This window comes from Amphibacillus sediminis NBRC 103570 (genome assembly GCF_001552275.1).
Lineage (GTDB): Bacteria > Bacillota > Bacilli > Bacillales > Amphibacillaceae > Amphibacillus_B > Amphibacillus_B sediminis.
In genome coordinates this window covers 1-23967 of record NZ_BCQW01000009.1, presented here as the reverse complement: position 1 = coordinate 23967, position 23967 = coordinate 1, and the positions used below count along the sequence as shown (strand labels likewise).

At 37.6% G+C, this 23967-nt stretch carries 22 protein-coding genes, 1 pseudogene and 1 other annotated feature; of the genes and pseudogenes, 16 read left to right on the top strand and 7 right to left on the bottom strand.

Annotated features, from left to right (window positions below; genetic code table 11):
- Positions 1 to 240: 240 nt before the first annotated feature.
- Complete coding sequence (locus ASE01S_RS07515; protein ID WP_067840583.1) at positions 241 to 2541, top strand: sensor histidine kinase; 2301 nt, start codon at positions 241 to 243, stop codon at positions 2539 to 2541.
- 4 nt (positions 2542 to 2545) lie between these two features.
- The gene (locus ASE01S_RS07510; RefSeq protein WP_067840581.1) at positions 2546 to 3187 is read left to right on the top strand and encodes a response regulator transcription factor; all 642 of its coding nucleotides are present in this window, start codon (positions 2546 to 2548) and stop codon (positions 3185 to 3187) included.
- A gap of 84 nt (positions 3188 to 3271) precedes the next feature.
- Here ASE01S_RS07510 and ASE01S_RS07505 read toward each other — a convergent pair whose 3' ends face one another.
- On the bottom strand, positions 3272 to 3535 hold the full coding sequence (locus ASE01S_RS07505) for a NifU N-terminal domain-containing protein (protein ID WP_067840579.1): 264 nt from the start codon (positions 3533 to 3535) through the stop codon (positions 3272 to 3274).
- Positions 3536 to 3813: 278 nt separating this feature from the next.
- On the bottom strand, positions 3814 to 4635 hold the full coding sequence (locus tag ASE01S_RS07500) for a Cof-type HAD-IIB family hydrolase (protein ID WP_067840577.1): 822 nt from the start codon (positions 4633 to 4635) through the stop codon (positions 3814 to 3816).
- Positions 4636 to 5269: 634 nt separating this feature from the next.
- On the opposite strand from ASE01S_RS07500, the gene ASE01S_RS07495 reads away from it, so the two are divergent.
- Complete coding sequence (locus ASE01S_RS07495) at positions 5270 to 6028, top strand: prolyl oligopeptidase family serine peptidase (protein WP_067840575.1); 759 nt, start codon at positions 5270 to 5272, stop codon at positions 6026 to 6028.
- Between the two features lie 209 nt (positions 6029 to 6237).
- Positions 6238 to 6549 (top strand): metal-sulfur cluster assembly factor, encoded by a 312-nt coding sequence (locus ASE01S_RS07490; RefSeq protein WP_067840574.1) that lies wholly within the window; start codon positions 6238 to 6240, stop codon positions 6547 to 6549.
- 82 nt (positions 6550 to 6631) lie between these two features.
- Here the strand turns inward: ASE01S_RS07490 and ASE01S_RS07485 are convergent, their stop codons facing one another.
- Together ASE01S_RS07485 and ASE01S_RS07480 are read right to left on the bottom strand one after the other, a co-directional pair.
- Positions 6632 to 7333, bottom strand: a complete 702-nt coding sequence (locus ASE01S_RS07485) for a Crp/Fnr family transcriptional regulator (RefSeq protein WP_067840573.1) — start codon at positions 7331 to 7333, stop codon at positions 6632 to 6634.
- A gap of 37 nt (positions 7334 to 7370) precedes the next feature.
- Complete coding sequence (locus ASE01S_RS07480) at positions 7371 to 8186, bottom strand: undecaprenyl-diphosphate phosphatase (RefSeq protein ID WP_067840572.1); 816 nt, start codon at positions 8184 to 8186, stop codon at positions 7371 to 7373.
- 83 nt (positions 8187 to 8269) lie between these two features.
- Here ASE01S_RS07480 and ASE01S_RS07475 point away from each other — a divergent pair, with 83 nt between their 5' ends.
- Positions 8270 to 8602 carry a hypothetical protein gene (locus ASE01S_RS07475; protein WP_067840571.1) on the top strand — a complete coding sequence of 111 codons (333 nt, stop codon included), beginning with the start codon at positions 8270 to 8272 and terminating at the stop codon, positions 8600 to 8602.
- Positions 8603 to 8763: 161 nt separating this feature from the next.
- Here the strand turns inward: ASE01S_RS07475 and ASE01S_RS15515 are convergent, their stop codons facing one another.
- Positions 8764 to 8937: a DUF2929 family protein gene (locus ASE01S_RS15515; protein ID WP_083512048.1), complete on the bottom strand. Its 174-nt coding sequence runs from the start codon at positions 8935 to 8937 to the stop codon at positions 8764 to 8766.
- A gap of 373 nt (positions 8938 to 9310) precedes the next feature.
- Between ASE01S_RS15515 and ASE01S_RS07470 the strand changes: the two genes are divergently transcribed.
- The 4 genes from ASE01S_RS07470 (at position 9311) to ASE01S_RS07455 (ending at position 12927) form a co-directional block, all read left to right on the top strand.
- Positions 9311 to 10246, top strand: coding sequence for a beta-ketoacyl-ACP synthase III (locus ASE01S_RS07470; RefSeq protein ID WP_067840565.1), 936 nt, complete (start codon positions 9311 to 9313; stop codon positions 10244 to 10246).
- A gap of 24 nt (positions 10247 to 10270) precedes the next feature.
- Positions 10271 to 11512, top strand: a complete 1242-nt coding sequence (gene fabF, locus ASE01S_RS07465; protein WP_067840563.1) for a beta-ketoacyl-ACP synthase II — start codon at positions 10271 to 10273, stop codon at positions 11510 to 11512.
- A gap of 403 nt (positions 11513 to 11915) precedes the next feature.
- Positions 11916 to 12113, top strand: a complete 198-nt coding sequence (locus tag ASE01S_RS07460) for a YuzI family membrane protein (RefSeq protein WP_067840561.1) — start codon at positions 11916 to 11918, stop codon at positions 12111 to 12113.
- A gap of 58 nt (positions 12114 to 12171) precedes the next feature.
- Positions 12172 to 12927: a DUF3603 family protein gene (locus tag ASE01S_RS07455; RefSeq protein WP_067840559.1), complete on the top strand. Its 756-nt coding sequence runs from the start codon at positions 12172 to 12174 to the stop codon at positions 12925 to 12927.
- A gap of 361 nt (positions 12928 to 13288) precedes the next feature.
- Here ASE01S_RS07455 and trpS read toward each other — a convergent pair whose 3' ends face one another.
- Positions 13289 to 14284, bottom strand: a complete 996-nt coding sequence (gene trpS / locus ASE01S_RS07450; protein WP_067840557.1) for a tryptophan--tRNA ligase — start codon at positions 14282 to 14284, stop codon at positions 13289 to 13291.
- A 591-nt stretch (positions 14285 to 14875) separates the two neighbouring features.
- Positions 14876 to 15077 (bottom strand) — a binding site (T-box leader).
- Positions 15078 to 15391: 314 nt separating this feature from the next.
- Here trpS and ASE01S_RS07445 point away from each other — a divergent pair.
- From ASE01S_RS07445 to mecA, 6 genes are all read left to right on the top strand, one after another.
- Positions 15392 to 15688, top strand: coding sequence for a HesB/YadR/YfhF family protein (locus ASE01S_RS07445; protein WP_067840554.1), 297 nt, complete (start codon positions 15392 to 15394; stop codon positions 15686 to 15688).
- Between the two features lie 302 nt (positions 15689 to 15990).
- On the top strand, positions 15991 to 17778 hold the full coding sequence (gene opp4A / locus ASE01S_RS07440; protein ID WP_067840552.1) for an oligopeptide ABC transporter substrate-binding protein: 1788 nt from the start codon (positions 15991 to 15993) through the stop codon (positions 17776 to 17778).
- 509 nt (positions 17779 to 18287) lie between these two features.
- On the top strand, positions 18288 to 19508 hold the full coding sequence (locus ASE01S_RS07435; RefSeq protein WP_067840550.1) for a putative glycoside hydrolase: 1221 nt from the start codon (positions 18288 to 18290) through the stop codon (positions 19506 to 19508).
- Between the two features lie 159 nt (positions 19509 to 19667).
- Positions 19668 to 20264 carry a GNAT family N-acetyltransferase gene (locus tag ASE01S_RS07430; RefSeq protein ID WP_067840548.1) on the top strand — a complete coding sequence of 199 codons (597 nt, stop codon included), beginning with the start codon at positions 19668 to 19670 and terminating at the stop codon, positions 20262 to 20264.
- Between the two features lie 360 nt (positions 20265 to 20624).
- Positions 20625 to 21020, top strand: a complete 396-nt coding sequence (gene spxA, locus ASE01S_RS07425) for a transcriptional regulator SpxA (protein WP_067840546.1) — start codon at positions 20625 to 20627, stop codon at positions 21018 to 21020.
- Positions 21021 to 21233: 213 nt separating this feature from the next.
- The gene (gene mecA, locus ASE01S_RS07420; protein WP_067840544.1) at positions 21234 to 21911 is read left to right on the top strand and encodes an adaptor protein MecA; all 678 of its coding nucleotides are present in this window, start codon (positions 21234 to 21236) and stop codon (positions 21909 to 21911) included.
- 125 nt (positions 21912 to 22036) lie between these two features.
- Here mecA and ASE01S_RS16170 read toward each other — a convergent pair.
- A pseudogene (locus tag ASE01S_RS16170) lies at positions 22037 to 22480 on the bottom strand (transposase); the annotation flags it as partial.
- Between the two features lie 161 nt (positions 22481 to 22641).
- On the opposite strand from ASE01S_RS16170, the gene ASE01S_RS07415 reads away from it, so the two are divergent.
- Positions 22642 to 22956, top strand: a complete 315-nt coding sequence (locus ASE01S_RS07415; RefSeq protein ID WP_067840542.1) for a hypothetical protein — start codon at positions 22642 to 22644, stop codon at positions 22954 to 22956.
- The last annotated feature ends 1011 nt before the right edge of the window (positions 22957 to 23967 follow it).

Sequence of the window (23967 nt, the reverse complement as noted above, 5' to 3'; positions counted from 1 at the left end):
ACAATGTTACATTACCTACCCCTTTGGTATATTTCGACATAGGTAATGTTTCTGCGGGCTCTCGACTTTACATAAGTCAGGGCTTTTTTCATGTATTCGGGCAAAGCCCTTACGATAGCAAATAGACCGATGCTACCAAGTTATCGGAATGATCACATATTTTTACTAAAAGGTCATGCCTAGCCAATATATTATTGTATACTAGAAGAGGAAGTTTCGGTATATGAGAGGTTGGAAAATATGAATGTTATCATCCAAAGGCTAAAGCCCCATCGCTTACTCATGCTTTTTCTTATTACAGTTGTCCTTATTCAAAGCTATTTATTTATAGAAAATACTCATCCTTATATCGGGATTGAGCTTGAGCAAACAGATGAAGGCTATCAAATTTCAAGATTAAAGCAGTTTGGTTGGGGCAAAGCAAATGACTTAATGATAGGTGATCAAATTATAGCCATTGATGGTAAACCAACAATGGACTATTTGACTGTAAAGACTCATCATGCGATTGAAAGAGCCGATTCGATTACCATTAATCGGGATCATCACCTTTATCATTTTAAAATTGAATATGAAGCTGAGTTGTTTACACAATATCTTCTCTATTTAATTTTGCCAACCATATATTTTATTTTTACTTCATTAGTCGTATTGGTTATTTTAAGGCGTAGTTCTACTGCTAAAAGCGCACGCTTACTTATTATTCTAACAATGCTCGTTAGTGTAAATTATTCATCGTTAATATCAGCTTTAAAATTAAATATGCTGGCAGCAGCCATAGTTCATATATTGCTAATGTTTACACCGGCTATTTTCTATCATTTTATTTATCAATTTTTTTATGAAAAAGACAAACAATGGATAACGAAAAAGTCTGTCCAGTTATTATATAGCTTAGCTGGCTTAGCAAGCTTGCTAGCACTTGATATTTATCAAGATTATAACACGCATATCCATGTGCTAATTATCTACACGATCATTATGTTTGTTGTTTTATCGCAATTGTTTAAAGGAATGAGGAAGTTAAAATATGATCCAATAATAGATACGGTTCAGAGTCTAATGTTGGCCATTATTTTTGCAATCGCACCTTATTTATGTCTATTTGTCTTACCTTCCTTATCAATGGGGAAACCTATTATTTCAGTAGAAATTACGATGGTTTTTTTGTTTTTTATTCCTGGTGGATTTCTGTATATGATTGTTTCAGATCAGCTATATGTACTTGGACAAAAAATTAAACGTTTGCCCTATTATTTATTATTAGGTTCTTCTTTTGCATTACTTACAACGCTCATCTATGTGATGCTTGATGATGAAATCCGTAGCCTAACAGAGAGTATTCATTTTTTTCTTTTTATGCTTTTGAGTAGTTTATTCTTTATCTTTTTTAAAAACCAGTTAGATCATTATCTCCGTTCATACCTGTATGTTGCTAAACATGATTATCAGACAAGTCTTTATCGATTTAGTGAAAATGTAAAGTTAAAACAAAGTCGTGCTCATATTATTGAAGCAGTCAAGGATGAAATTAAAGATGTGTTAAAGCTTACATATTTAGAAGCTGTGGAACAAGAATCACAATTTTTATTACCTTTAAAGGATTATCAGATTGATCAAATATTTTCGCCTTTGTTACATGAGTATCAAGGTCAGCGCTTAGTTATTGGAAAATTGATCGGAAAACGAAGTCAATATGCGTTACCTTTGGCTTGGCAGGAGCGAAAATTTACCATTCTTTTTATCGCAATTAAAGGTCATCCATTATCAAAGGAACAATTGGACTGGCTCTCAAGTTTAGCTCAGTTTGCCAACTTAGCCATTGAGCGTCAAACTAAAATTGAAGATTTGTTAAGTGAATTAGAACAAGCTAAGGCATCAGAAGATATGGAATGGCTATCCAGACTGCTATTTCACTGGTCTGAAAATGAGCGCCGATCTTTGGCACGAGATATTCACGATACCTTTCTCCAAGATTTAATCGTGTTAAGAAGGCGAGTTGAAGCTGTAAAAACTGAGAATAATGAATCGATTAAACAAGACTTACTCACTATTGTTGAACAGGAGATTAAAGATATTATCTTTGAAATCAGAGAAACGTGCTCATTCCTATATCCAACAATATTAAAAGAAGTTGGTTTAATTGAGGCCATTCATGAGCTTGTTAGCAAGTTTAGGCTACAGTCCAATAGTGTATTAAACTTTCATACAAATATAAATGGTAATTTAACAGCTAGTATGGAACTAAAATTGACGATCTATCGAATTGTACAGGAATGGCTTAGCAATGCACGAAAGCACGCCCAAGCTAATCATGTTTCAATTGTTATCGTAGACCAAAATGATCGAGTCAAGCTTGAGTATAATGATGACGGAATTGGGATGGATACAAATGCGTGGCCACGAACGTATTCAAACATGGGGATCTTGTCCATTAAAGAACGTGTTCGCAGTTTAATGGGACAAATTAATTTCTCGACTAGTCAAAATCAAGGTCTTAGGATGACCATCTCTATACCTTATAAGAAGGGAGAAAATTAAAATTATGAAGCACGTTCTCATTATTGATGACCATATTATGGTAGGTGAAGGGACAAAACGGTTATTAAGTGATGAACCAGATTTACAGGCGGATTTTGTGTCGTCAGGCAGCCAAGCGCTTATAAGCATGGATAATAAGTACTATGACTTATACATAATTGATCTAAATATGCCTGAGCAGAATGGAATTGACTTGACTAAAGCTATTACAGCCCGACATCGGGAAGCACGCATTTTAATCTACACAGGATATGATACAACAGCCTATTTCAATACATTAGTTAATCTTGGTGTCATTGGTTTTTTAAGCAAAAGCTATTCTAATCAGCAGCTTATTTACGCAGTTAAATGTGCCTTAATGGATTTAGCTGTTATTCCAGCTAACTGGCTTAATGAACTGAAACGCACCGATCGGAAGATCAAGCTAAATGGTGAACAAGTGACCCTATCAGAGATTGAGCAAACGATTTTGTTGTTAGTTGATAAAGGAAAATCGAATGATGAAATAGCAGATCAAATTAAAGTAAGCAGACGCACGGTCGAGCGACATTTGACTAAAACATTCCAAAAAATGCAGGTTAGTTCACGAGCAGAAGCACTTAAAAAAGGGAAGCAACTTGGTCTACTTCCAAAGCTAAGCTTTTAAAAAAAGCCTAAAAAAATTAAGCTGAACATATCTGAATCAACAATCTTAGCCTAGATTGAAGCTCGTGTGTTCAGCTTAATGATATTAGAAGCCGTATTGCTCCATAAGCGATTCTACCTGAGGAATTAAATCATCCCAATCATAATCCGGTTGTTTATTAATGGTGATGAAATGTTGGTAGCCGAATACGTTATCAACACCTTCAAGTGCAAGTAAGGTATTCAACAGCTCAAATTCACTTGTTTGTCCTGCTGCAACAGAAACACTAGCATTACCTTGGAAAATTTGCTTATTAGATGTGAATTTCATCGCATTTGGATTTGGCGTAGCTTCTGCGATAACCGTCATACTATTACCTCCTCTAAATCATTTATATCACATGCATCTTGGCGTATTTGCGTCCAGATTTTTTTTCGAGTCATGCTCTAAAAATCTGTGGCATTCGCCGGAGGCTGTAACTTGTTCCAGCCGAGGTTTCCCCCCACTGAATAGAAGACAACCCGCTCCACTTCAAATTTCGTCAGAAAGACATTAAACTGTGAGTAGTTCAACTTTAGTATATACTATAAATACTAATTCTAAGAACTTTGTTTACTTTCAAAAGCGCAGTTTGACTGATATCATGACTAGCCCAACTTTAAATAGTCCTCAATAAAAGCTGCAACACCGTCTTCTTGATTCGTTTTAGTTTGGTAATTAGCCATCTCTTTCAATTGAGCTATGGCGTTACCCATGGCCACACCAACACCTGCATACTCAATCATTTCGAGATCGTTATCCTCATCACCAAAGGCAAGAATTTCAGTCGGATCAATATGGTAATAATGGGCGACTCGTTCAAGCGCTACAGCCTTATTCATTCCTTTACGTACAATCTCAATGATATTCCAAGGCGCCCCCCATCTCCGATGTTCGATGACGGCGGCGTGATCACGATCAAGGTTGGCTCGTAGTTCATCAATGTGTTCATCACGTGGGTAAATCAGTAATGAGGTTGGATCTTCGTTAAGCAGATTTTTTAGAGAACCAATTTTGATCGGGTTATCTTCTTTGCTAGTATGAACAATTTCCATCAGCTTAGAATCGTAACGATCAATATAAACATTGCTTAATACTTCTGCCATTATATTATCTACTTCTAGATCATAACAAGTCTGGATAATCCCTTTAGCTGTTCTCAATGGTAAAGGACTGTGGAGTACTTCCCACTTCTTATCAGTTGGATGATGTAGATAGGCACCATTAAAATTAATCATCGGAGTATCTAACGCAAGCTCATGATAGTAGTCAAGACTTGCCCGATGGGGGCGCCCAGTAGCAATAACGACAATGTGCCCTGCTTCGCGTGCTTTTTTAATCACACTCTTTGACCGTTCACTAATTGCTTGTTGATCGGTAAGAAGTGTACCATCAAGGTCGAGGGCGATTAAATGTTGTTTTTTTATCATATACTCACCTCTTTATCTCTAAAACTAGTGTAATGAAGTTTAGAATAACTGTAAAGGGCTAATCCTATTTTATTAATAATAATGGATGAGTCTTGTAGAAAATTAATTCGTAGGAATCAAGTGAAAAAATAGTAACCGAGTATTTTTCCAGCCGAAAAAGGGAGACAATAACGATGAAGCGTGGTTCTAAAATGTGTTATGATAAGTTCAGCTAGTAACCTCAATGTCGACCGTTATAGAAAAGGTAATAAACTTGAAATTCCATTTATTGCAGTGTAACTGGCTGGGGCTGCGATTACTCGCCACTCGAAGGGCTTTTGTAAGGCTTCCAGTTCAAGAAAAAGGGAACACGTCATATCTAAGTGGAAGATCCAACAGCCAGTAACGGTCCGATTGGTTCAACGAACGTTCAGTGGGGAGGAAGCTGACTAAGTTTGCGATGTCGTGTCGCAACGCCTGCACGAGCACATCCTATCCGTCGAAACCCCTACTGAACGAAGTTTCACTTTATTGGTTTATGCTGATCAACATTGTTTCGACCATGGATATAGTAAGGTTTCACGCGACTTTAGTCGTGAACTGTTGGCAAGAAAGGCTATGCTAGAATTAATGGCTTAATTTAAGGAGGAAGTTTATGATTCAAGTTACAAGACATATATGGCGTGACATACCAGTGTTGGAGGTTGTTGATCAAGCTCACTCACAAAGTAAACTTCCTACTCTAGTTTACTTGCATGGTATTACGAGTGCTAAAGAGGACAATTTAACAACCGGCTACCTATTGGCAGAGCAAGGATATCGTGTTATATTGCCAGATGCTCATTTACATGGTGAGCGTGAGGTAGCAAATATAGATTTAAGGTTGTACTTTTTTGATATTATCCAACAAAGCTTACTGGATTTAGCCGTGATAAAAGATCAATTAAGTCGAAGTGATCTAATTGAAGCTGACAGAATTGGCGTCGCCGGTACAAGCATGGGGGCCATTACGACAGCAGCAGCGATGGTTAGTTATAATTGGATTCAAGTTGGTGCATTAATGATGGGGACAGCATTGTTGCATGATTTTGCCCAGCTCCAAATTAACCAAATTAAAGAGCAGGGGATTGAACTTCCGTTATCTGAGCTTGAATTAGAGCAACTTTTGGTAAGGATTGAACAGCTCGATTTATCACGTCAGCTTGATCGTCTACATAATCGTTCACTATTTATTTGGCATGGCCAAGAAGATCAGGTTATTCCATTTGAACATGCTAACGATTTCTATCATCTACTGCATAATGATGCTACTTATACAGGTCAAGTGGAGTTTTTGTCTGAAGCAAATCGTGGTCATAAAATTAGCAGAAATGGAAGATTGGCATTAGTCAATTGGCTGATAAAGTCACTTTAAGTACGTGTTCAAGAGTTGCTAAATCAGAAGTAAGTAGATTGGAGGCAGCGGTGTGTTTTGAGCTTTAGAGCGTATGCCATTCGATCCACAATTATGAAGAGAAGTTAACAAAAGCTGGATTGATTATCTTGAACATCTTCTTATGATTTTAATTTTTAAACAAAATTGTTTATAATGATGGTAGATGATTAGGAAAGGAGCCAATTAAAATGGAAGAAGCCTTACAAGAAAACTTACTCGGTGCTTTGGAAAACGTTATTGATCCAGAGCTCGGTATTGATATTGTCAATCTCGGTTTAGTATACGGAGTTGATTTAAATGAAGAGGGAACGGCCATTGTGACAATGACTTTAACGGCTATGGGCTGTCCACTAGCTGCTCATATTGAGCAAGATGTTAAGCGAGCACTTGCTGATCTTCCTGAGGTGAAGGATACAGAAGTAAACATCGTTTGGTCCCCACCTTGGAGTAAGGATCGCATGTCACGATATGCCAAAATTGCATTAGGTATCCCAGATTAAAGCAAACAGAACTGACTAGTTATTACTCTAGTCAGTTCTGTTTTTTTAACCTGTTTTGGCCCAAAGGAAATCGAGGCCGTTACTAATTAATGGTGCAAAGCACAATCGGACAGTTTTCACAATTAATTTCAGTTTTAAGATAATCCAGATCAAATATGGTGATCTGTCCACGCTCTATGCCGATAACACCTTTTCGTTTCAGTTCATTTAACATACGGTTAACAGATTCACGTGAAGTCGCACAAAAATTGGCTATTTCTTGATTAGTTAGATTCACATCAAGGTATATGCCTTGCTTTGTTTTTTGGCCATAGCTATTTGAAAGTCGGATCAGCGTAGAGTATAGGGCACCTTTCTTTCCATAAAGGACCAAATCTCTAAACCTTGTTTGGTCTTTACGATATTGAAGGTTCGTTAATTTGACTAAAGCGAGCGAGGCATCTGAATCCAAGGCTAATTTATCGATTAGGCGCTTTTGATTGTAGACAGAAACCTCTCCAGCCTCAATAACTTTGGCATCTACTAAATAGCTCAAATCCTCCTCGGCTAAGTTATACTCCCCAATTAGATCCCCAGGACCACAGATCCTTAGTGTTAATTCTTTGCCGTCAGGTGATGTTTTACTAATCATCACCTTGCCCGAAATAATGATAAATAGTTCTCGAGCTTGATCACCTTGACGAAATAAATAGCTATTTTTGATCGTTGTAAGATAGTGATCAGGCTCTGTGAAATAGCGTCTCAGTTGTTTATCTAAGTGATTTAGTTTAATAGGTTTACGCATCAGTTTTCACTCCCAGTGTCAGGCGCGAGATCAGAGCTTACAAAATAAGAAACGCCAACACACCGATAATCAAGCAGTAAATCGAGAAGTAAATCAGATTACCGCGATTCATAATGTTCATAAACCAACGAAGTGCATAGTAACTTGCAATTCCAGCTGTTATAAAAGCTAGTAAATATGGAATCCATAAGCTAGATGTCACAGTCATTAGTTCGTCAAGAGATAATAGCATGGCTCCTAAGCTAACTGGAATATAGAGTAAAAAGGAAAAGCGTAAAGCAGTCGGACGCTTCATTCCAAGTAGCATAGCAGCTACAATTGTCGCACCAGAGCGACTGATTCCAGGAATTAAGGCAACAGACTGTGCTAACCCAATGATGATCGCATCCTTTAGTGTGAGGTCACGATCTGCTTTTTTTCCACGTAAATTACGAATCATCCATAGCGCAATCGCCGTAATAATTAGGCTTATACCAGTCGTCTTTGCTGTACTGAAAATACTTGCAATCTGGTCTCCAACTAGAACCCCCATAAGGCCTGCTGGTATTGTAGCAATGACTAAATATATGACAAATTTAAAGTCGTCAGCACCAGCCTGATCACGTTTAAATAAAAAACGCCATGCATTGGCGGCTAGTCGTACGATATCCTGCCAATAAATGATTAATACCGCAATTAATGAACCGAAATTAACTAAAATTTCAAATGTTAAGCTCTCAAGCTTAAGACCGAATAAGGATTGGATGATTACAAGGTGTCCACTTGATGATATCGGGATGGGCTCAGTAAACCCTTGTACAAAACCTAAAAAGATGTATTGAACAATAAAAATAAGTTGATCGATAAATGTCATTTTATAAAACCTCCATGATAAGTGACCGTGTCACCTTTTTTTAGATTAGGCATAGGCTATTGTGAGAAAGGGAGGGATCTGAGTTGCAACAACATCATATCCATGATTTATGTAAAAAGAATTTGCATCATTATGTTTTACTTCAAACAGTTAATGGTGAACAAATTGATGGTATTATTACCGACTTAGATGATCAATATGTTTACTTAGCTGTACCTAATCGAGATAATAGTGAAAGAGAAGAGCGTCAGCCGTATCCTTATGGACCAGGCTTTGGACCACGCCCACCGTTCCCGCCGTATGGCCCGTATCCACCATATGGCCCGTACCCACCATTTTACCGACCGCGTCCATTTGGTCGCGTCATTTTGCCGCTTGCAGCCTTAACTGCGTTAAGCGTGCTTCCATGGTATTAACATGATAAGCCCCTTGCCAAAAGTATCAGGCAAGGGGTTTTTTTCTTATTGGAAGCCGTTAAGTTGCCTTCTCAATGTTAAGCAAGCTTGCACAATCATAAGGATTGTATTGTTACACACACCAAATGGCTTGTCATGCGTTCCCTAAGAGAATTAGCCTTTTATTTTTTTTCATCAATAAATTTCTCACCAACTAGAAGACCTACAAAACTAAAAATAATCGTCATACCGATAATGGGCAAAATTTGAAATTCATAGCCTCCCATACTTGTAAGAACATAGCCTAAGACGAGACTTATGGCAAATGACCATATAATTGTTATTAGAAAGCGCATCGATGTCACCTCTGTTTCATACACTTCTTTCACTATCTATTTTAACAAATAGATTAATAAAAAGAAACAAATGGCACCCGTTTTAATGAAGATTTTTATAAAGTCTTTCTACCGTGAGCAATCCTATCCGTCGAAACCCCAGCTGAACGAAGTTTCACTTTATTATAGTGTTCACTTTAAATCGGGAAAGCTAAACACTTAATCTATCTCGATAATACCACTGCTAAATATGTCGTATTTTAGCAAAAAAATTTAAAAAGTGAAAGAGCAGTTGGTGAAAAAGACTTGATTATCCAACCGATTTCGCTTAAAATTAGTACCAAGTCTTAATAATTGATTATAATATCAAAAATCCGAATGAGGAGATTTAAATATGGCTACTGGAATTATTGGAGTCGGACATTATGTCCCTAAACGTATTTTAACAAATTTTGATTTAGAAAAAATAGTTGATACAAGTGATGAGTGGATACGAACCCGTACAGGTATTGAAGAAAGACACATTGCTGCTGATGATGAGGATACATCAGATATGGCGTATCAGGCGGCTATCTCTGCATTAGAAGATGCAGAACTTTCAGCTAGTGAATTGGACTTAATTTTGGTTGCCACCATTACACCTGACCATCCTTTTCCATCTGTGGCTTGCCAATTACAGGCTAAATTAGGAGCGACTAAAGCGGCAGCTATGGATATAAGTGCTGCTTGTGCTGGTTTTATGTATGGAATGGTGACCGCCAAACAGTTCATTGATAGTGGCGTTTACCGCCATGTGCTTGTAATTGGTGCAGAAAAGCTTTCGAAGATTACCGATTGGGAAGATCGTAATACATGTGTGCTGTTTGGGGATGGCGCTGGTGCTGCTGTGTTAAGCCCAGTTCAAGAGGATCGAGGTATTCTGTCATTTGAATTAGGTGCTGATGGTACAGGTGGTCATGCACTTTATCAAGAAGATGATAAAATTCGTATGAATGGTCGAGAGGTATTTAAGTTTGCTGTCAGACAAATGCCTGAATCAGCTGTTCATGTTGTTGAACAAGCAGGGCTCGATAAAGAAGATGTAAACTATTTAATTCCACATCAAGCAAATGTTAGAATAATGGAAGCGGCGCGTAATCGTTTAGGCATATCAGAAGAAAAAATGGCGTATTCGATCAACAAATATGGGAACACATCGGCAGCGTCCATTCCAATCGCATTATCAGAGGATGTCAAACAAGGTAAAATTAATGATGGGGACCTCGTGGTTTTAGTTGGATTTGGAGGAGGCTTAACCTGGGGTGCCATTGCATTACGTTGGGGTAAATAATTTTTCAAGGAGGAAGTAGCTAGCATGGAAAGAAGACGTGTTGTTGTAACAGGTATGGGAGCAATTAGTCCATTAGGATTAACAGTAGAACAGCTGTGGCAACGATTAACTAATGGAGAGTCTGGTATTGATTATCTTACAAAAGTCAATAAAGAAGATTTTCCTGCAAAGGTTGCCGGAGAAGTTAAGGACTGGGATGCCAGTCTCTATATGGATAAAAAAGAAGCTAAACGGATGGATCTGTTTACTCAATATGCTGTTGGAGCTGCCAGAATGGCGCTTGAAGATGCTAACTTGATGATCACAGAAGAGCTTGCGCCACGTGTAGGCGTATGGGTTGGGTCAGGTATTGGTGGTATGGCCACATATGAAGAACAATTTAATAAATTTAAAGAAAAAGGCTACCGTCGTGTTAGTCCATTCTTTGTTCCAATGCTTATCCCGGATATGGCTGCTGGTCAAATTTCAATCATCTTTGGGGCGAAAGGAATAAATTCTTGTACGGTGACAGCTTGTGCAACAGGGACCAATTCAATTGGTGATGCCTTTAAGGTTATTGAACGAGGAGATGCAGATGTTATGATTACCGGTGGAGCTGAGGCACCTCTAACTAACATGGCGTTTGCTGGCTTTTCATCGGCAAAGGCATTGTCATTTAATGATGACCCGTCCACAGCTAGTCGTCCATTTGACCTAAATCGTGATGGCTTTGTTATGGGAGAAGGGGCAGGTATTTTAATCTTGGAATCACTTGAATCTGCTCAAGCTCGCGGTGCTAGCATTTATGCTGAAATTGTTGGTTATGGCTCAACAGGTGATGCTTATCACATTACTGCACCAGCTGAGGAAGGAGAAGGTGCTCAACGTGCGATGGAGCAGGCGATAAACGATGCTGGTTTGAGACCTGATCAAGTTGATTATATTAATGCACATGGAACGAGTACCCCTTTTAACGATAAGTTTGAAACTGCTGCGATTAAGGCTGTGTTTAAGGAACATGCCTCTAAGCTTATGATTAGTTCAACTAAGTCGATGACTGGACACTTGCTTGGAGCAGCAGGTGCTGTCGAAGCGATTGCTTCAATTAAAGCCATTGGAACAGGGATTGTTCCGCCAACGATTAATTATCAGACTCCTGATCCAGAGTGTGACTTAGATTATGTGCCGAATCGTTCACGCCAGGCTAAGGTTGATGTCGCACTTAGCAATTCGTTAGGATTCGGCGGCCATAATGCAACTTTAATATTTAAAGGATATCAAGATTAATGTTAGTAGGGAAAAGCACAAAAAGGAATAATGACTTTATTCTTCATTTAAGATGAATTTTTAAAATGAATTTTACTGAAATCCGTTGCACTTTTATCGCAGTGTAATTGGCTGGGGCTGCGATTACTCGCCCCATCGAAGGGCTTTTGTAAGGCTCCCACTTCAAGAAATTAGGGAACACGTCATGTCTAAGTGGGAGATCCAACAGCCAGTAACGGCCCGATTGGTTCAGCTAACATTCAGTGGGGGGTGGAAAACACCCCCACTGAACGAAGTTTCACTTTATCGATTGTCATGTTACCAAGAGATTAATCAAAGACCTTTACGTTTAGCGTACAGGTCTTTTTTAGTGGTTGCTCGCATAGAGTACAGTGAATAGGGACAAGCTGTGGAGGGAAGCTTCATGCTCTTTTTAATTGGATTTGGTTTAACGGTAGCAGGTGGAGTGATGATCATTTTATATTTAAATTTAATTCCTGCAGGTCTAAGCTGGACAAGCTACTTGTTTTATATTATCTCCCAGACAGAATGTCAACTTTTTGTATTAGGGTTAGTGCTTATGCTCATTGGATTACCCAAATTGTTACGAAGGCTAAAATGAATAATATTTCCTTAAATGGTGATACTATTTGCTAAATCATAAAAGTGAGGGAAAGTCGATGATGCTACAAGATGTATGGGTAAATTGGTTTGAGGGTGAAGAGAATGGTTATAATGTTTGCTCCTTTTATGAATGGCGTAAACAAGATAAAATTGAACTGATTGATACCATGCCAGTTCTTTATATTGAATCACATTTATACAATTACATAGAGAATCATCTAGATGATTTACCAGCTAAGCTACTTGATCAAATATGTGATCAAACGTTGGTCAAAGGAGAACCTTTGCGCTATGCAGCTATCGTCACCGATGGATCTGGGGTACTTGTCTTCGATACAATGGGCTATCGTATTCCTTTAAAGAAAAGCCGACTTATTCCAAGACAAGAACGTCGTGTTTTACATATGGTTTCAAACCAGTCACGTTTATACTATTCATTAAAGAAAGCCCATTTTCCTAAAAAAGAGCACCATATGTTCTCGTTAGCACCAGAAGCAATGGTTGGTCTGATTCGGCGTGAGCGTGAGCTAAAGCAATTAACAATGCTAGCACTAGATAGTCTAAGACAAGGCTGTAATCGCGATGAGGTACTTTACTGGCTAACAGAGTGGGAGCCAGATCAATATGAAAGCATTTGTAAATTAACATTTGAACAAGCCTGGAACAAGCTTTATCAACATGTCTATCATGGCTGGGGAAAGCAGCATGAGCTGTTTTGTCAAGCTATTATTAAAGGCGAACCCTTATTTGAGCAACTGTGGCAGAAAGCACATGAGAATGATAACTCACCACAATTAAAACGTATGAAGTGATCGGATCACCAACTATGCCGCTTATAAAGCCCCACATACTAGTTAGAAAGATTTAAACAGCTCGTTGACCTATTTTATCGCAGTGTTACTAGCTGGGGCTGCGATTACTCGCCCCATCGAAGGCTTTTGTAAGTCTCCCACTACAAGAAATAAGGGAACCCGTCATGTCTAAGTGGGAGATCCAACAGCCAGTAACGACCCGATAGATTCAACTCACGTTCAGTAGGGGAGTGAGAAAGATGACTAAGTTCGCGGCGTCGTGTCGCAACATCTGCACGAGCACATCCTATGCGTCGAAACCCCACTGAACGAAGTTTCACTTTAATTAAAGGTTCGGTCAACAAGCTGATTTTTTTTTGAACTATTTTTTCTTCTTAACACGTCCTAACCCCATTGCTTTCTTCGCTTTAGCCAAAGTCTTATTTGCGACATAGCTAGCTTTTTCAGCCCCTGCATCAAGAATGTTATCTAATTCCGTTGATTGAATCATATCATGATAGCGTTTTTGGATCGGTTCGATGAGTCGCACAACGGCCTGAGCTGTATCTTGTTTGAATTGGCCGTAACTTATTCCTTGATATTTCGCCTCTAAATCTTCAATTGATTGATCTGTACAGCAAGCCAATATTGTTAAAAGATTACTAATGCCAGGCTTTTGCTCCGGATCAAAACGGACGATACCTTCAGAGTCAGTAACCGCACTTTTTATTTTTTTCTCAATTTGCTTAGCATCGTCTAACAGATAGATTGTCGCTTTTTGATTTAGATCTGATTTACTCATTTTTTTTGTTGGCTCTTGGAGTGACATAATACGTGCTCCGACTTTAGGGACCCTAATTTCAGGGATAGTAAAAATATCATTGAATTTACGGTTAAACCGTTGAGCTAAGTCGCGTGTTAATTCTATATGTTGTTTTTGATCATTACCAACTGGAACAATATCTGTATTGTAAAGTAAGATATCAGCAGCCATTAAAGGTGGATAAGTAAGCAATGCAGCTGAAACAGCTTCTTTTCCTTCAGATTTATCCTTGAATTGCGTCATTCGCTCCAGTTCTCCAATATAACTTTGTGTCTGCATGATCCATCCTAACTGGGTATGTGCCGGTACCTCGGATTGGATAAATAAAGTGGCTTGTTCAGGGTCTAAACCACTCGCTAGATATATAGCTGCTAGTGATCGAATATTTTCACGTAGCTTTAGTCGATCTTGAGGGACCGTAATAGCATGTGCGTCAACAATACAAAAATAACAATTGTAATCATTTTGCAGCTCAACAAATTGCTTAATCGCTCCTAAGTAATTGCCCAATGTTAATGTCCCACTGGGTTGAATACCTGAAAAGATCGTTTTCATATTTATCACCCTTCTTTTATAAATTGTTTAACTTCATTCAGTAGAAGTCTCCCACTGCTAGTAAGTAGTGAGATGCATGCCTATTTGTCTTCCGTTCAGTGGGGTCAAACCCCAGCTGAATCAAATTAAAGCCTTCGGCGATACGACAGATTTTCAGCCGAAATTGATCGAGCGAAGCGCGGTAAAACCAGGGCGCAAATACGCCAAGGTGCATTTGATACTATCCGGCACTATCGGGTCTTGTAGTGAGCAACATGTTTAATGGATAAAAGAGTCTTATGCTTGATTGATCGCAGTGTAACTGGCTGGGGCTGCGATTACTCGCCCCATCGAAGGGCTTTTGTAAGACTCTCCCTTCAAGAAATAAGGGAACACGTTATGTTTAAGTGGGAGATTCAACAGCCAGTAACGGCTCGATTGGTTCAACTAACGCTAACGTTAAGTGGGGAGAGAGGAAGCTGACTAAGTTCGCGACGTTTGTCTCGCAACGTCTGCACGAACACATCCTATGCGTCGAAACCCCCACTGAACGAAGTTTCACTTTATTTACGGATAAAAGCATATAAAAACTCATATTCTGAAGGCATTGTTTTCAGGGACGAATAGTCGCGGTGCCACCCTGATTACCTCAGAATATGAGATCTCTTTTACTAAATAACGTTACAGGTGTAACGGTATGGAATCCATACAGCTCAAAGGTCCCAATTTCATCACATCTTGGTATCTGTTTTCACCATCCAGACTCTCTTTTAAACCAGAGGATATGACTCCTCAACCTTTTCATTGCTATTTTGCTCATTTAATTACTAAAATTATAGCATAATCATTTAGATATGCAAGGATACGATCAGCACGATTGAGACGTATCCTTCTTTGTTTCATGCATAACCTAATCTTATCCACTAGTAAGCTTTTTAAATACTCAAGTTGATTAAGTATCTCTTAAATGATATCGTAATGATTAAGAAGTCCGATAAGTGAAGTGCGTATTTAAATTAGCTGAATTTGAAACAAGCCAATCATTAAGATATGGCATTTAGCATTTGGTGATATTTTCAATAGTAGCTATGATGATTTTGAGATGGAGCAAAGGAGGTTAGCGCATCGATGCAAATAACTTTATCAAAAGCTGCAGAAGAATGGTTTAAAGATGACGTTGGTGTGGCTGAAACAGAGTATGTTAAATTTCATCCGCGGATTTATGGTAGCAGTCCGGTCCAAGAAAATTTTGCATTGTCCTTTTCTAAAGTTGATCAGGTAATTGATCCAGCGGTCATTGTTGAACAAGGCGGGATGCACTTTGTAATTGAGTCAAATGATCTTTGGTTTTTCGATGGACACGATTTAACTGTTGATTATCAAAAAGATCAGGACGAGGTGATGTATTCTTACTTTAAGAGATAGATGATTGATTTAAAAAAAGTAGCTTATCTTGTTGATTTAGCTACTTTTTATTTGGCAGCGATAGTGAGAAAATTGTCACCATGTTGTAGATGACTATTAAATCGAAACTCCTTATTTGTTGGCTCGTTTCTAATCTAGACTTCTGAATACATACCCAAAAAGTGTTGGTTTTGTAAACCATTAATAATGGATTGCTTTTTAAAGATTAATCCAATATAATCATGCTATTCTAGTCGAATGATATTCAAAAATAGTAATACTTTCTTAAAAAACTGATAATCGGTCTGAGGAGGCCAGAACTAATGCAAGTTAATAAATTATTTTTAGCGATGATCTGTATGTCGATGGCTGTTATTAGTGCGTGTAACAACCAAATAAGGGACGAGCACGAGTCAAGTGATCAGGCTATCGTTTATTCCATTGATCACTTTTCTTCAGTCAAAACTAATCAAGGCGAGGCGATTGATGGAGGAGTCATTAATTTCGGTCTAGTAACAGACACTCCTTTCGAGGGAACGTTAAATTTTAATTTCTATTCAGGTAATCCTGATGCGGAAATCATCCGTTGGTTTGATGAATCACTATTAGATTTTGATGAAGATTATAAATATACTCAGGATGGAGCTGCCACTTTTGAAGTAGATCATGAGGACAAGTCCATTACTTTTACTATTCGTGATCAGGTTAATTGGCATGATGGAGAGCCAGTTACTGCAGAAGATTGGGCATATGCATATGAAGTGGTAGGTCATCCAGATTATGATGGTCCCCGTTACTCTCAAGCCTTAAGTAGTGTCGAAGGAATGGAAGCGTATCGGACAGGAGAAGCCGATACGATTTCTGGGCTGGAGATCATTGATGATAAGATATTAAAAATTACTTATCAACAGTTTACTCCAGCGCTGTTATCAAGTGGGATTTGGGCATATCCATTACCTAAGCATATCTTTTCACAGTATGAAGTATCAGATATGTCCGCATCCGATGCAGTTCGACGATACCCAATTGGATTTGGACCGTTTAAAGTAGAAAATATTACACCAGGTGAATCGGTAACACTGGTGAAAAATGATGATTATTGGCGCGGAGAGCCTAACCTTGATGGTTTAACTATTCGCGTTGTTAGCCCAGAAGTTGTTGCTCAATCTTTAAAAAATGGAGAAGTAGATCTGGTTAGTTCATTCCCAGCTGATCAATATGTTGACCACAGTGATATGTCAAACGTAGAGTTTCTAGCCGATATTGATCTCTCGTATATATACCTTGGTTTTAAGCTTGGAGCATGGGATGATGATGGAGGGGAGGTCGTGCCAGATCCTGATGCTAAAATGGCGGATGTCAATTTGCGTCGTGCGATGTGGTATGCAGTCGATAATGATAGCGTTGGTGCGAATTATTATAATGGATTACGCTGGAATGCAACCACACTTATCCCACCTTCGCACCCAGCCTATCATGACGATAGCATTGAAACACCAACCTATGATCCAGATGAAGCAAATCGGATTTTAGATCAAGCGGGCTATTTAGATATCGATGGAGATGGCTTTCGCGAAGATCCAGACGGCAATAAGCTTGTTATTAACTTTGCCTCTATGTCTGGCGGTGACACAGCTGAACCGCTCACGCGTTATTATATCCAAGCTTGGGAAGAAGTTGGCTTAAATGTCCAATTGTTAGATGGTCGTTTACAAGAATTTAATGGGTTCTATGACCGAATTGGAGCAGATGATCCCGAAATGGATATCTATTTGGCAGCATGGACGGTTGGAGCTGATGTCAATCCGCAAAATTTATATGGCCGTCAATCTGCTTTCAACTATTCTCGTTATGCAAGTAAAGAAAATGATCGTTTAATCGCGGAAGGGCTATCTGAAGCTGCTTTTGATCAACAATATCGTCAAGATGTATATCGTCAATGGCAGCAGTTAATGGTCGATGATATCCCTGTGTTTCCGACCTTATATCGAGTCAAATTAGTCGCCGCCAATAACCGTGTTCTTAATTATGCCGTTGATTTTCATCCATCGGCAGGTCTTTATCGCCATCAATTAGCTGTAAATAAGGATTCTGCGTCAAAAGCTGAATAATAGGGAAAAACCCCAAAGGATTTGATCCTTGGGGCTTTTTTTACTTGATCTAGCAGAAGTCTTCCACTTCTACCTTCTAAAAGTGGAGAGATGAATGCCTATTTGTCTTGCATCAGTGGGATACCAGCCTCGGCTGAATCAAGTAAAAGCCTCCGGCGGATGACGCTGATGTTAAGTGGAAATTTTTCGAGAGAAGCTCGAAAATCTGGGCGCATTTGATAAGCTTGTATTTACTGAATATAGTCAATGTTTGAAGATAGATTATTTAGGGTAAGAGATAATAAATGTTTTTTCTACAAATTGGAACATAAACGTTAAGCTTTACCTAGAAAAATGTAGAGTAACCATTTATCAATGGCATACAATAGAATTACATAGTACTTTTTATTGGAAATTGTCAGATCTTCTATCATTAAGTCATTATCTTTATTATAATAGAGATAAAAGTCATTATATAGTCAAATTTATATAACAATCTGACTAAGCTAAGACAGCAGGGGGTAAAATTTATGAGTAGACAGCTTAGAAGTAATTGGCTAGTAGTGTGCACCTTAGTTGGACTGATGCTGATATCATTCTCAACAGTATTACAAGCAGAAGAGGGCGAGCACCTTTTAGCACGTGATTATGATAAAAAAGAAATACATTTAGCCATTCCTGAGCAAGTAAAGCGATTAGCAAGATTTACATATGACTCTGGTCTTAACTTTTCTTATCCAGAGGCCGTTAGAGGGATTTATTTAACAGGTCATTCAGCTGGTGGCTCTCGTTTTAATGAACTACTCGATCTTGTTAATGATACTGAATTAAATACAATGGTGATTGATATTAAAGATGACCATGGTAATTTAACCTTTATCCCTGATGAAGACTCACCTTATTATGATATAGCGCAAAATTATATTAAAGACCCAAGTAAGATGATGGAGATTTTAGAGCAACATCAAATATATCCAATTGCACGAGTAGTTGTGTTTAAGGACAGTTTGTTAGCTAAAAATAGACCAGACCTATCATTCTTAGAAAATGGAGAGGTTTGGGTTAACAATCGTGGGGAAGCATTCGTTAATCCGTATCAGAAAGAGGTATGGGAATATAACGTTAATATTGCTATTATGGCTGCTGAAATGGGCTTTCAGGATATTCAATTCGATTATGTGAGATATCCAGAGGGCTTTGAACTTCGAGAACAAGATTTAGAATACTCACAGGGTGATTATAAAGATGTTGACATGGATGGTGTTCAAAAACGAGTAGAGGCTGTGACAGATTTTGTCGCCTACGCTCGGGAACAATTAAAACCTTACGGTGTAGATGTTTCTGTTGATATTTTTGGTTATGCAGTAACTGTAGAAGAAACACCAGGTATTGGTCAAAATTTCTCAAGAATTTCTGAAAACGTTGATGTTATCTCGTCAATGATTTATCCTAGTCACTGGACACCACATTTTGGTATTGACTTCCCTGATAAGGAGCCTTATCGTCTTGTCGATGCATATAGTAAGTTAGAGAATGAAGTGTTGGATAGACTTGAGGAAAGACCGATATCTCGACCTTGGATTCAGGATTTTAGTGCAACTTGGTTATATAGTGGTCCGGCCTTTACCTATGGTGTTGACGAGGTTGAAGCACAAATTCGTGCCTTAAATGAAAATGGGATTGATGAATTTTTGTTATGGAACGCTGGAAATGTCTATACTAAAGGAGTAGACTATACGCCTTTAGATTGACCTTTAAGCTCTTCTTCATCATGAGGAGGAGCTTTTTTTAGGATTAACATTTGAGCTAGAGAGTTAAAGGGTCATGCAAAAAAATCTCGTTTTCAAAAAGAGAGAATCATAATAAGTGAATAAAGGAGCTTTTTTAATGCTTGAGAAGGAGGTTAAGTCATGGATTGGTTTGAGAAATTAAATGAATACTTCCCAGTACATGAAATGAAGTCTAAAAAGCATATGGAGACGTTACTAAAGGAAAAAGGAGACGTCTATTATAAAGATGAGGGTCAAGAGCATGTGATGATGTATGCTGAATTTGAAGAGTTCATTTTTATTGATTATTTGTATGTTGCCTCAAGTGCCCGAGGTAAGGGGATTGGTCATCAATTGATTGAAAAGCTTAAATCAAAGCAAAAGCCTATTATACTTGAGGTAGAGCCGATTGATTATTCAGATTCGGATACAGCCAAGCGACTACACTTTTATCAACGAGAAGGCTTTACGCATGCTAATTCAATTGGCTACAGCAGACGCTCTCTAGCAACTAATCAAAATAGTCGACTCGAAATTCTTTATTGGTCGCCTAACAATCAAGATGAGGAAACCATCTACAAACAAATGCGACACATGTATGAAAATATTCATACTTATAAAGATAAAGAGATGTATGGTCAGTCTTACCAAAGTGTTGATGACGTCCTATCCTATAGCACAGAACATCAAACAGAGGATATTTTTACAGGTTTAAATCATTCAATCAGGAAAAAATAGGAATAGGATTCGAACTTGCGTTCTTTTTTATTTTCAATTAAAATCATTTTTATAGGTGTTAGTTGAGAAAAGCTTAGCACAGTGCAGTGATCATTTTTATTTATTTAACCTAATTTTAAAAATGATAAATATTTTTATCAAAAGTGTTTAAATGATAGATCATAAGGGTATATCCTGTGTAACGAATTAAATTAGCGTTAATTTGTGTAAATTATGAGTAAAAATGTGTCCCCCCCTATCGCAAAGACAAAAGGTGTAGTATACTTAGAATTAGAGGTTTAAATTAAATTCATTTTAATTTAATAAATCCTAAAATTAATTAGTTAAAAAATTTTTTATTATATTGAGGAGTGAAGTTCAATGGTAACACTTTATACCTCACCAAGCTGTACATCTTGTCGGAAAGCAAAGGCATGGCTAGAAGAGCATGATATTCCATATCATGAAAGAAATATTTTCTCCGATGCGTTGTCCCTTGATGAGATCAAGGAAATTCTACGTATGACTGAGGATGGAACTGATGAAATTATTTCAACACGTTCCAAAGTATTCCAAAAGCTTGAAGTCGATATTGAGCAAATGCCACTAAAGGATTTAATTAACATTATCCAGTCTAATCCAGGCATTTTACGTCGTCCGATTATTATTGATGAAAAACGTCTTCAAGTAGGTTATAATGAAGATGAGATTCGTCGATTCTTACCTCGAAAAGTAAGAACTTTTCAATTACGTGAAGCACAGAAAATGGTTAACTAGGGCTATTGTTTACTATATTTACGCAACCTCTTGTTAGGGTTGCGTTTTTCTGTTATGTTATCATTGTAAGAGATGACAATTTATTAAAAATAAGTTAAAATTAATAGTCAATATAGATTTATCATAAGCTTAAAATGGCTTCAATTTGAGGGGATTCTTTTGTAATTGGAGCTTTATCTATAATAGATCACCTGCTTAAAGGGGGAGTGAATAATGGAAATAGAGAGAATAAATGAAAATACAATTAAATTTTATATATCCTATATCGATATTGAAGACCGTGGTTTTAATCGAGAAGAGATTTGGTATAATCGTGAGCGCAGTGAACAATTGTTTTGGCAAGTTATGGAGGAAGCTGATCATAAAGAAGAAGACTTTGACATTGAGGGCCCTCTTTGGATTCAAGTACAAGCTTTAGAAAAGGGATTAGAGATTACAGTGACGAAGGCCCAGCTTTCTAAAGATGGACAAAATTTAGAGTTACCTTTAGAATCTGCTGTTGGAGATAAACAATTTGATGACAAGCTAGAAGATTTACTTGAAGAGAAGTTTGGCCAAGCTGACGATTTAGATGATGATGATGAAAATGAAGATGACCGATATGTGCATAATATGGTTGCATTTGATGATTTTGAGGATATCATTCAATTAAGTCACCAATTTGGTCAGCATGATGGTGTCTTAGATCAATTATATCATTATCAGGATCGTTATCTTTTAAAACTTTCATTTGATGACACGGTTATAACGATTGATAAACAGGATGATTTAATGAGCATCATTAAAGAATATGGGAAGGGTGTTAAAGAAGCGTTTCCACTAGTGGAGGAATACGGTAACGTTATTTTTTCGGAGAATGCACTTACCCAAGTTCGACAGTACTTTAATTAAACTCCGCCTCTACAGGGAGACTACTGAAAAACTTTCAGTGGTGCAAAAAATTCAGTAGAAAAAAGCCGACTTAGAATTTTTTTAATTTAAGTCGGCTTTTTATGGATACTTAGACATTCTTTTCCTTATTTTAATCTCATTAATTTCAATATTCTCTTGAGATTAATGGCGAATACCGTCATGGCTCCTTGTAATTCCATTTCGATTAGACCAGTGAATTTTGAAATATCATACCCGTGTCTACACTTTAATTTACTATTTTTCGCTGTAATTTATAGCGTCTTTCGTTTTTGTTTAAAGGTGTCGATCTCTTGAAACTGAGCTTGAGCGCTATACTTGTCAGATTTGATCGAAACGGAATAGGTTTCGTTTTAGCACCAAGTTTATAACACCCCTCTCTTAACGGGTAAATCGACACTTCTCCTACATCAAAATTAGTAAGTATCTGTCTGATTCTTGGACACATCCTTCTTCTCTTGACGTGCCTTCCATATCGTCATATGTCCATCTTTAAACACATACATACCTGCGTCCTTATTGAATGAAAATTCATTTTCTTTATTTCGAGATGTCGTCATTCTCGGTTTCTCTGAGTTGATTTAATGTCTCTTTTATTTTTGGATAGGCAGTGAGGGTAGTTTCTTGTTCAATGATCTCAATCTCTTGACTATAAGAAATCTCACCATCCTTTAAACACCTATCTGCCCTTCAACGCGGCGGCTTGAATGAAATGACGCGTTCAGGTAACGACATGCAAATAAAAATGGCTGAAGCACTCGGGATTAACCAATCAACGATTTCAAGAGAACTACGGCGAGGGGCGAAGCAACAGATCACGTCACAACGGAAATATTATCCAGTCTATCTCAAAGATGTAGGAGCACGTCAATACCAAGAAAATCACGCCTATTCCAACAAAAAAGGAATGGAAACCAACCAACCCATGACCCGTATAGGAGTTAATCTCTTGATAACACTGCATTTATGGGAATTAACTGATATTTTTTTGGGAAAATTTATGAATTTTATTTTACAATTGTTGTAATTTAGTGAATATTATGATAAAATTAACTTTATAATGATCTCATCCTTATGAAATAATGGTTGGATGAAAACTACACGGAAGTGGATTCTAAGGCAATCTTTAATACTTCTAAGGTTGTCCATCGATCGCATGGGGGACTCCCTCCCTCCCTCCCTTCCTTTCTAAAATTAGAAATTGGAACCTATCTTAGACGCCTTGAAATATCCCTAGTGTGAACGCCGATCAACCTCGTTATCCGTAATATCTCTGTATCGAAAGCCACCTTGGAGTTACTACCATCCAAGTTCGAGTGACAGAGTGCACAGACTGTGAGTAGGAGGTTCCGCACGTAACTGGAAACCAGTCATATGGTTGGCCACAGGAGTGAACATAATTGTCCCAAATGATCTTTAGGACCATTATCTAGGGAACATCACAAGACGTCCAAGTATTTTTTTTATTACAGGTCTAATGAGTAAAATAGTGAGTCCAAATGATGGGATTAAATATAATATACGAGGAGTGATAATATTGAAAAATAAATTAATATTAAAGTATTCTGCTAACTTGTTTCTTATTATTTTATTAATAACTGTGGTAATTTTTTTATTAAGAAATTACGAATTACAAGTTCAGTCATCATTAGAACATAACTACCTTTACTTAAATTTTTTAATCTTTATTTGTTTTGGAGCAATTGGCTTTTTATTAGGTCTATTCAATTCTCTTATTTCCCTAAAAGGCAATCTGAAAATTAATAAGATCAGCTTGTTCATTTTAGGTATTCCATCATTCATTCTGTCCCTACCTTACGTTTGGGTTACTTTGTTGTTTTCGCTAAATATTAACATTGTAAATATAAATATGATTGAAATACGATATGTCGCTATAATTTTTAGTATTATCTTTGGTCATACCTTGATTCAAAGTTTGGAAGTCACCAAATAATATCTACTTTTGTTAGCTATGTAGTTTAAATTATAAAGTAGAAGATAGAATTTGTTTAATTCATTTACATCATATAAGCTATGA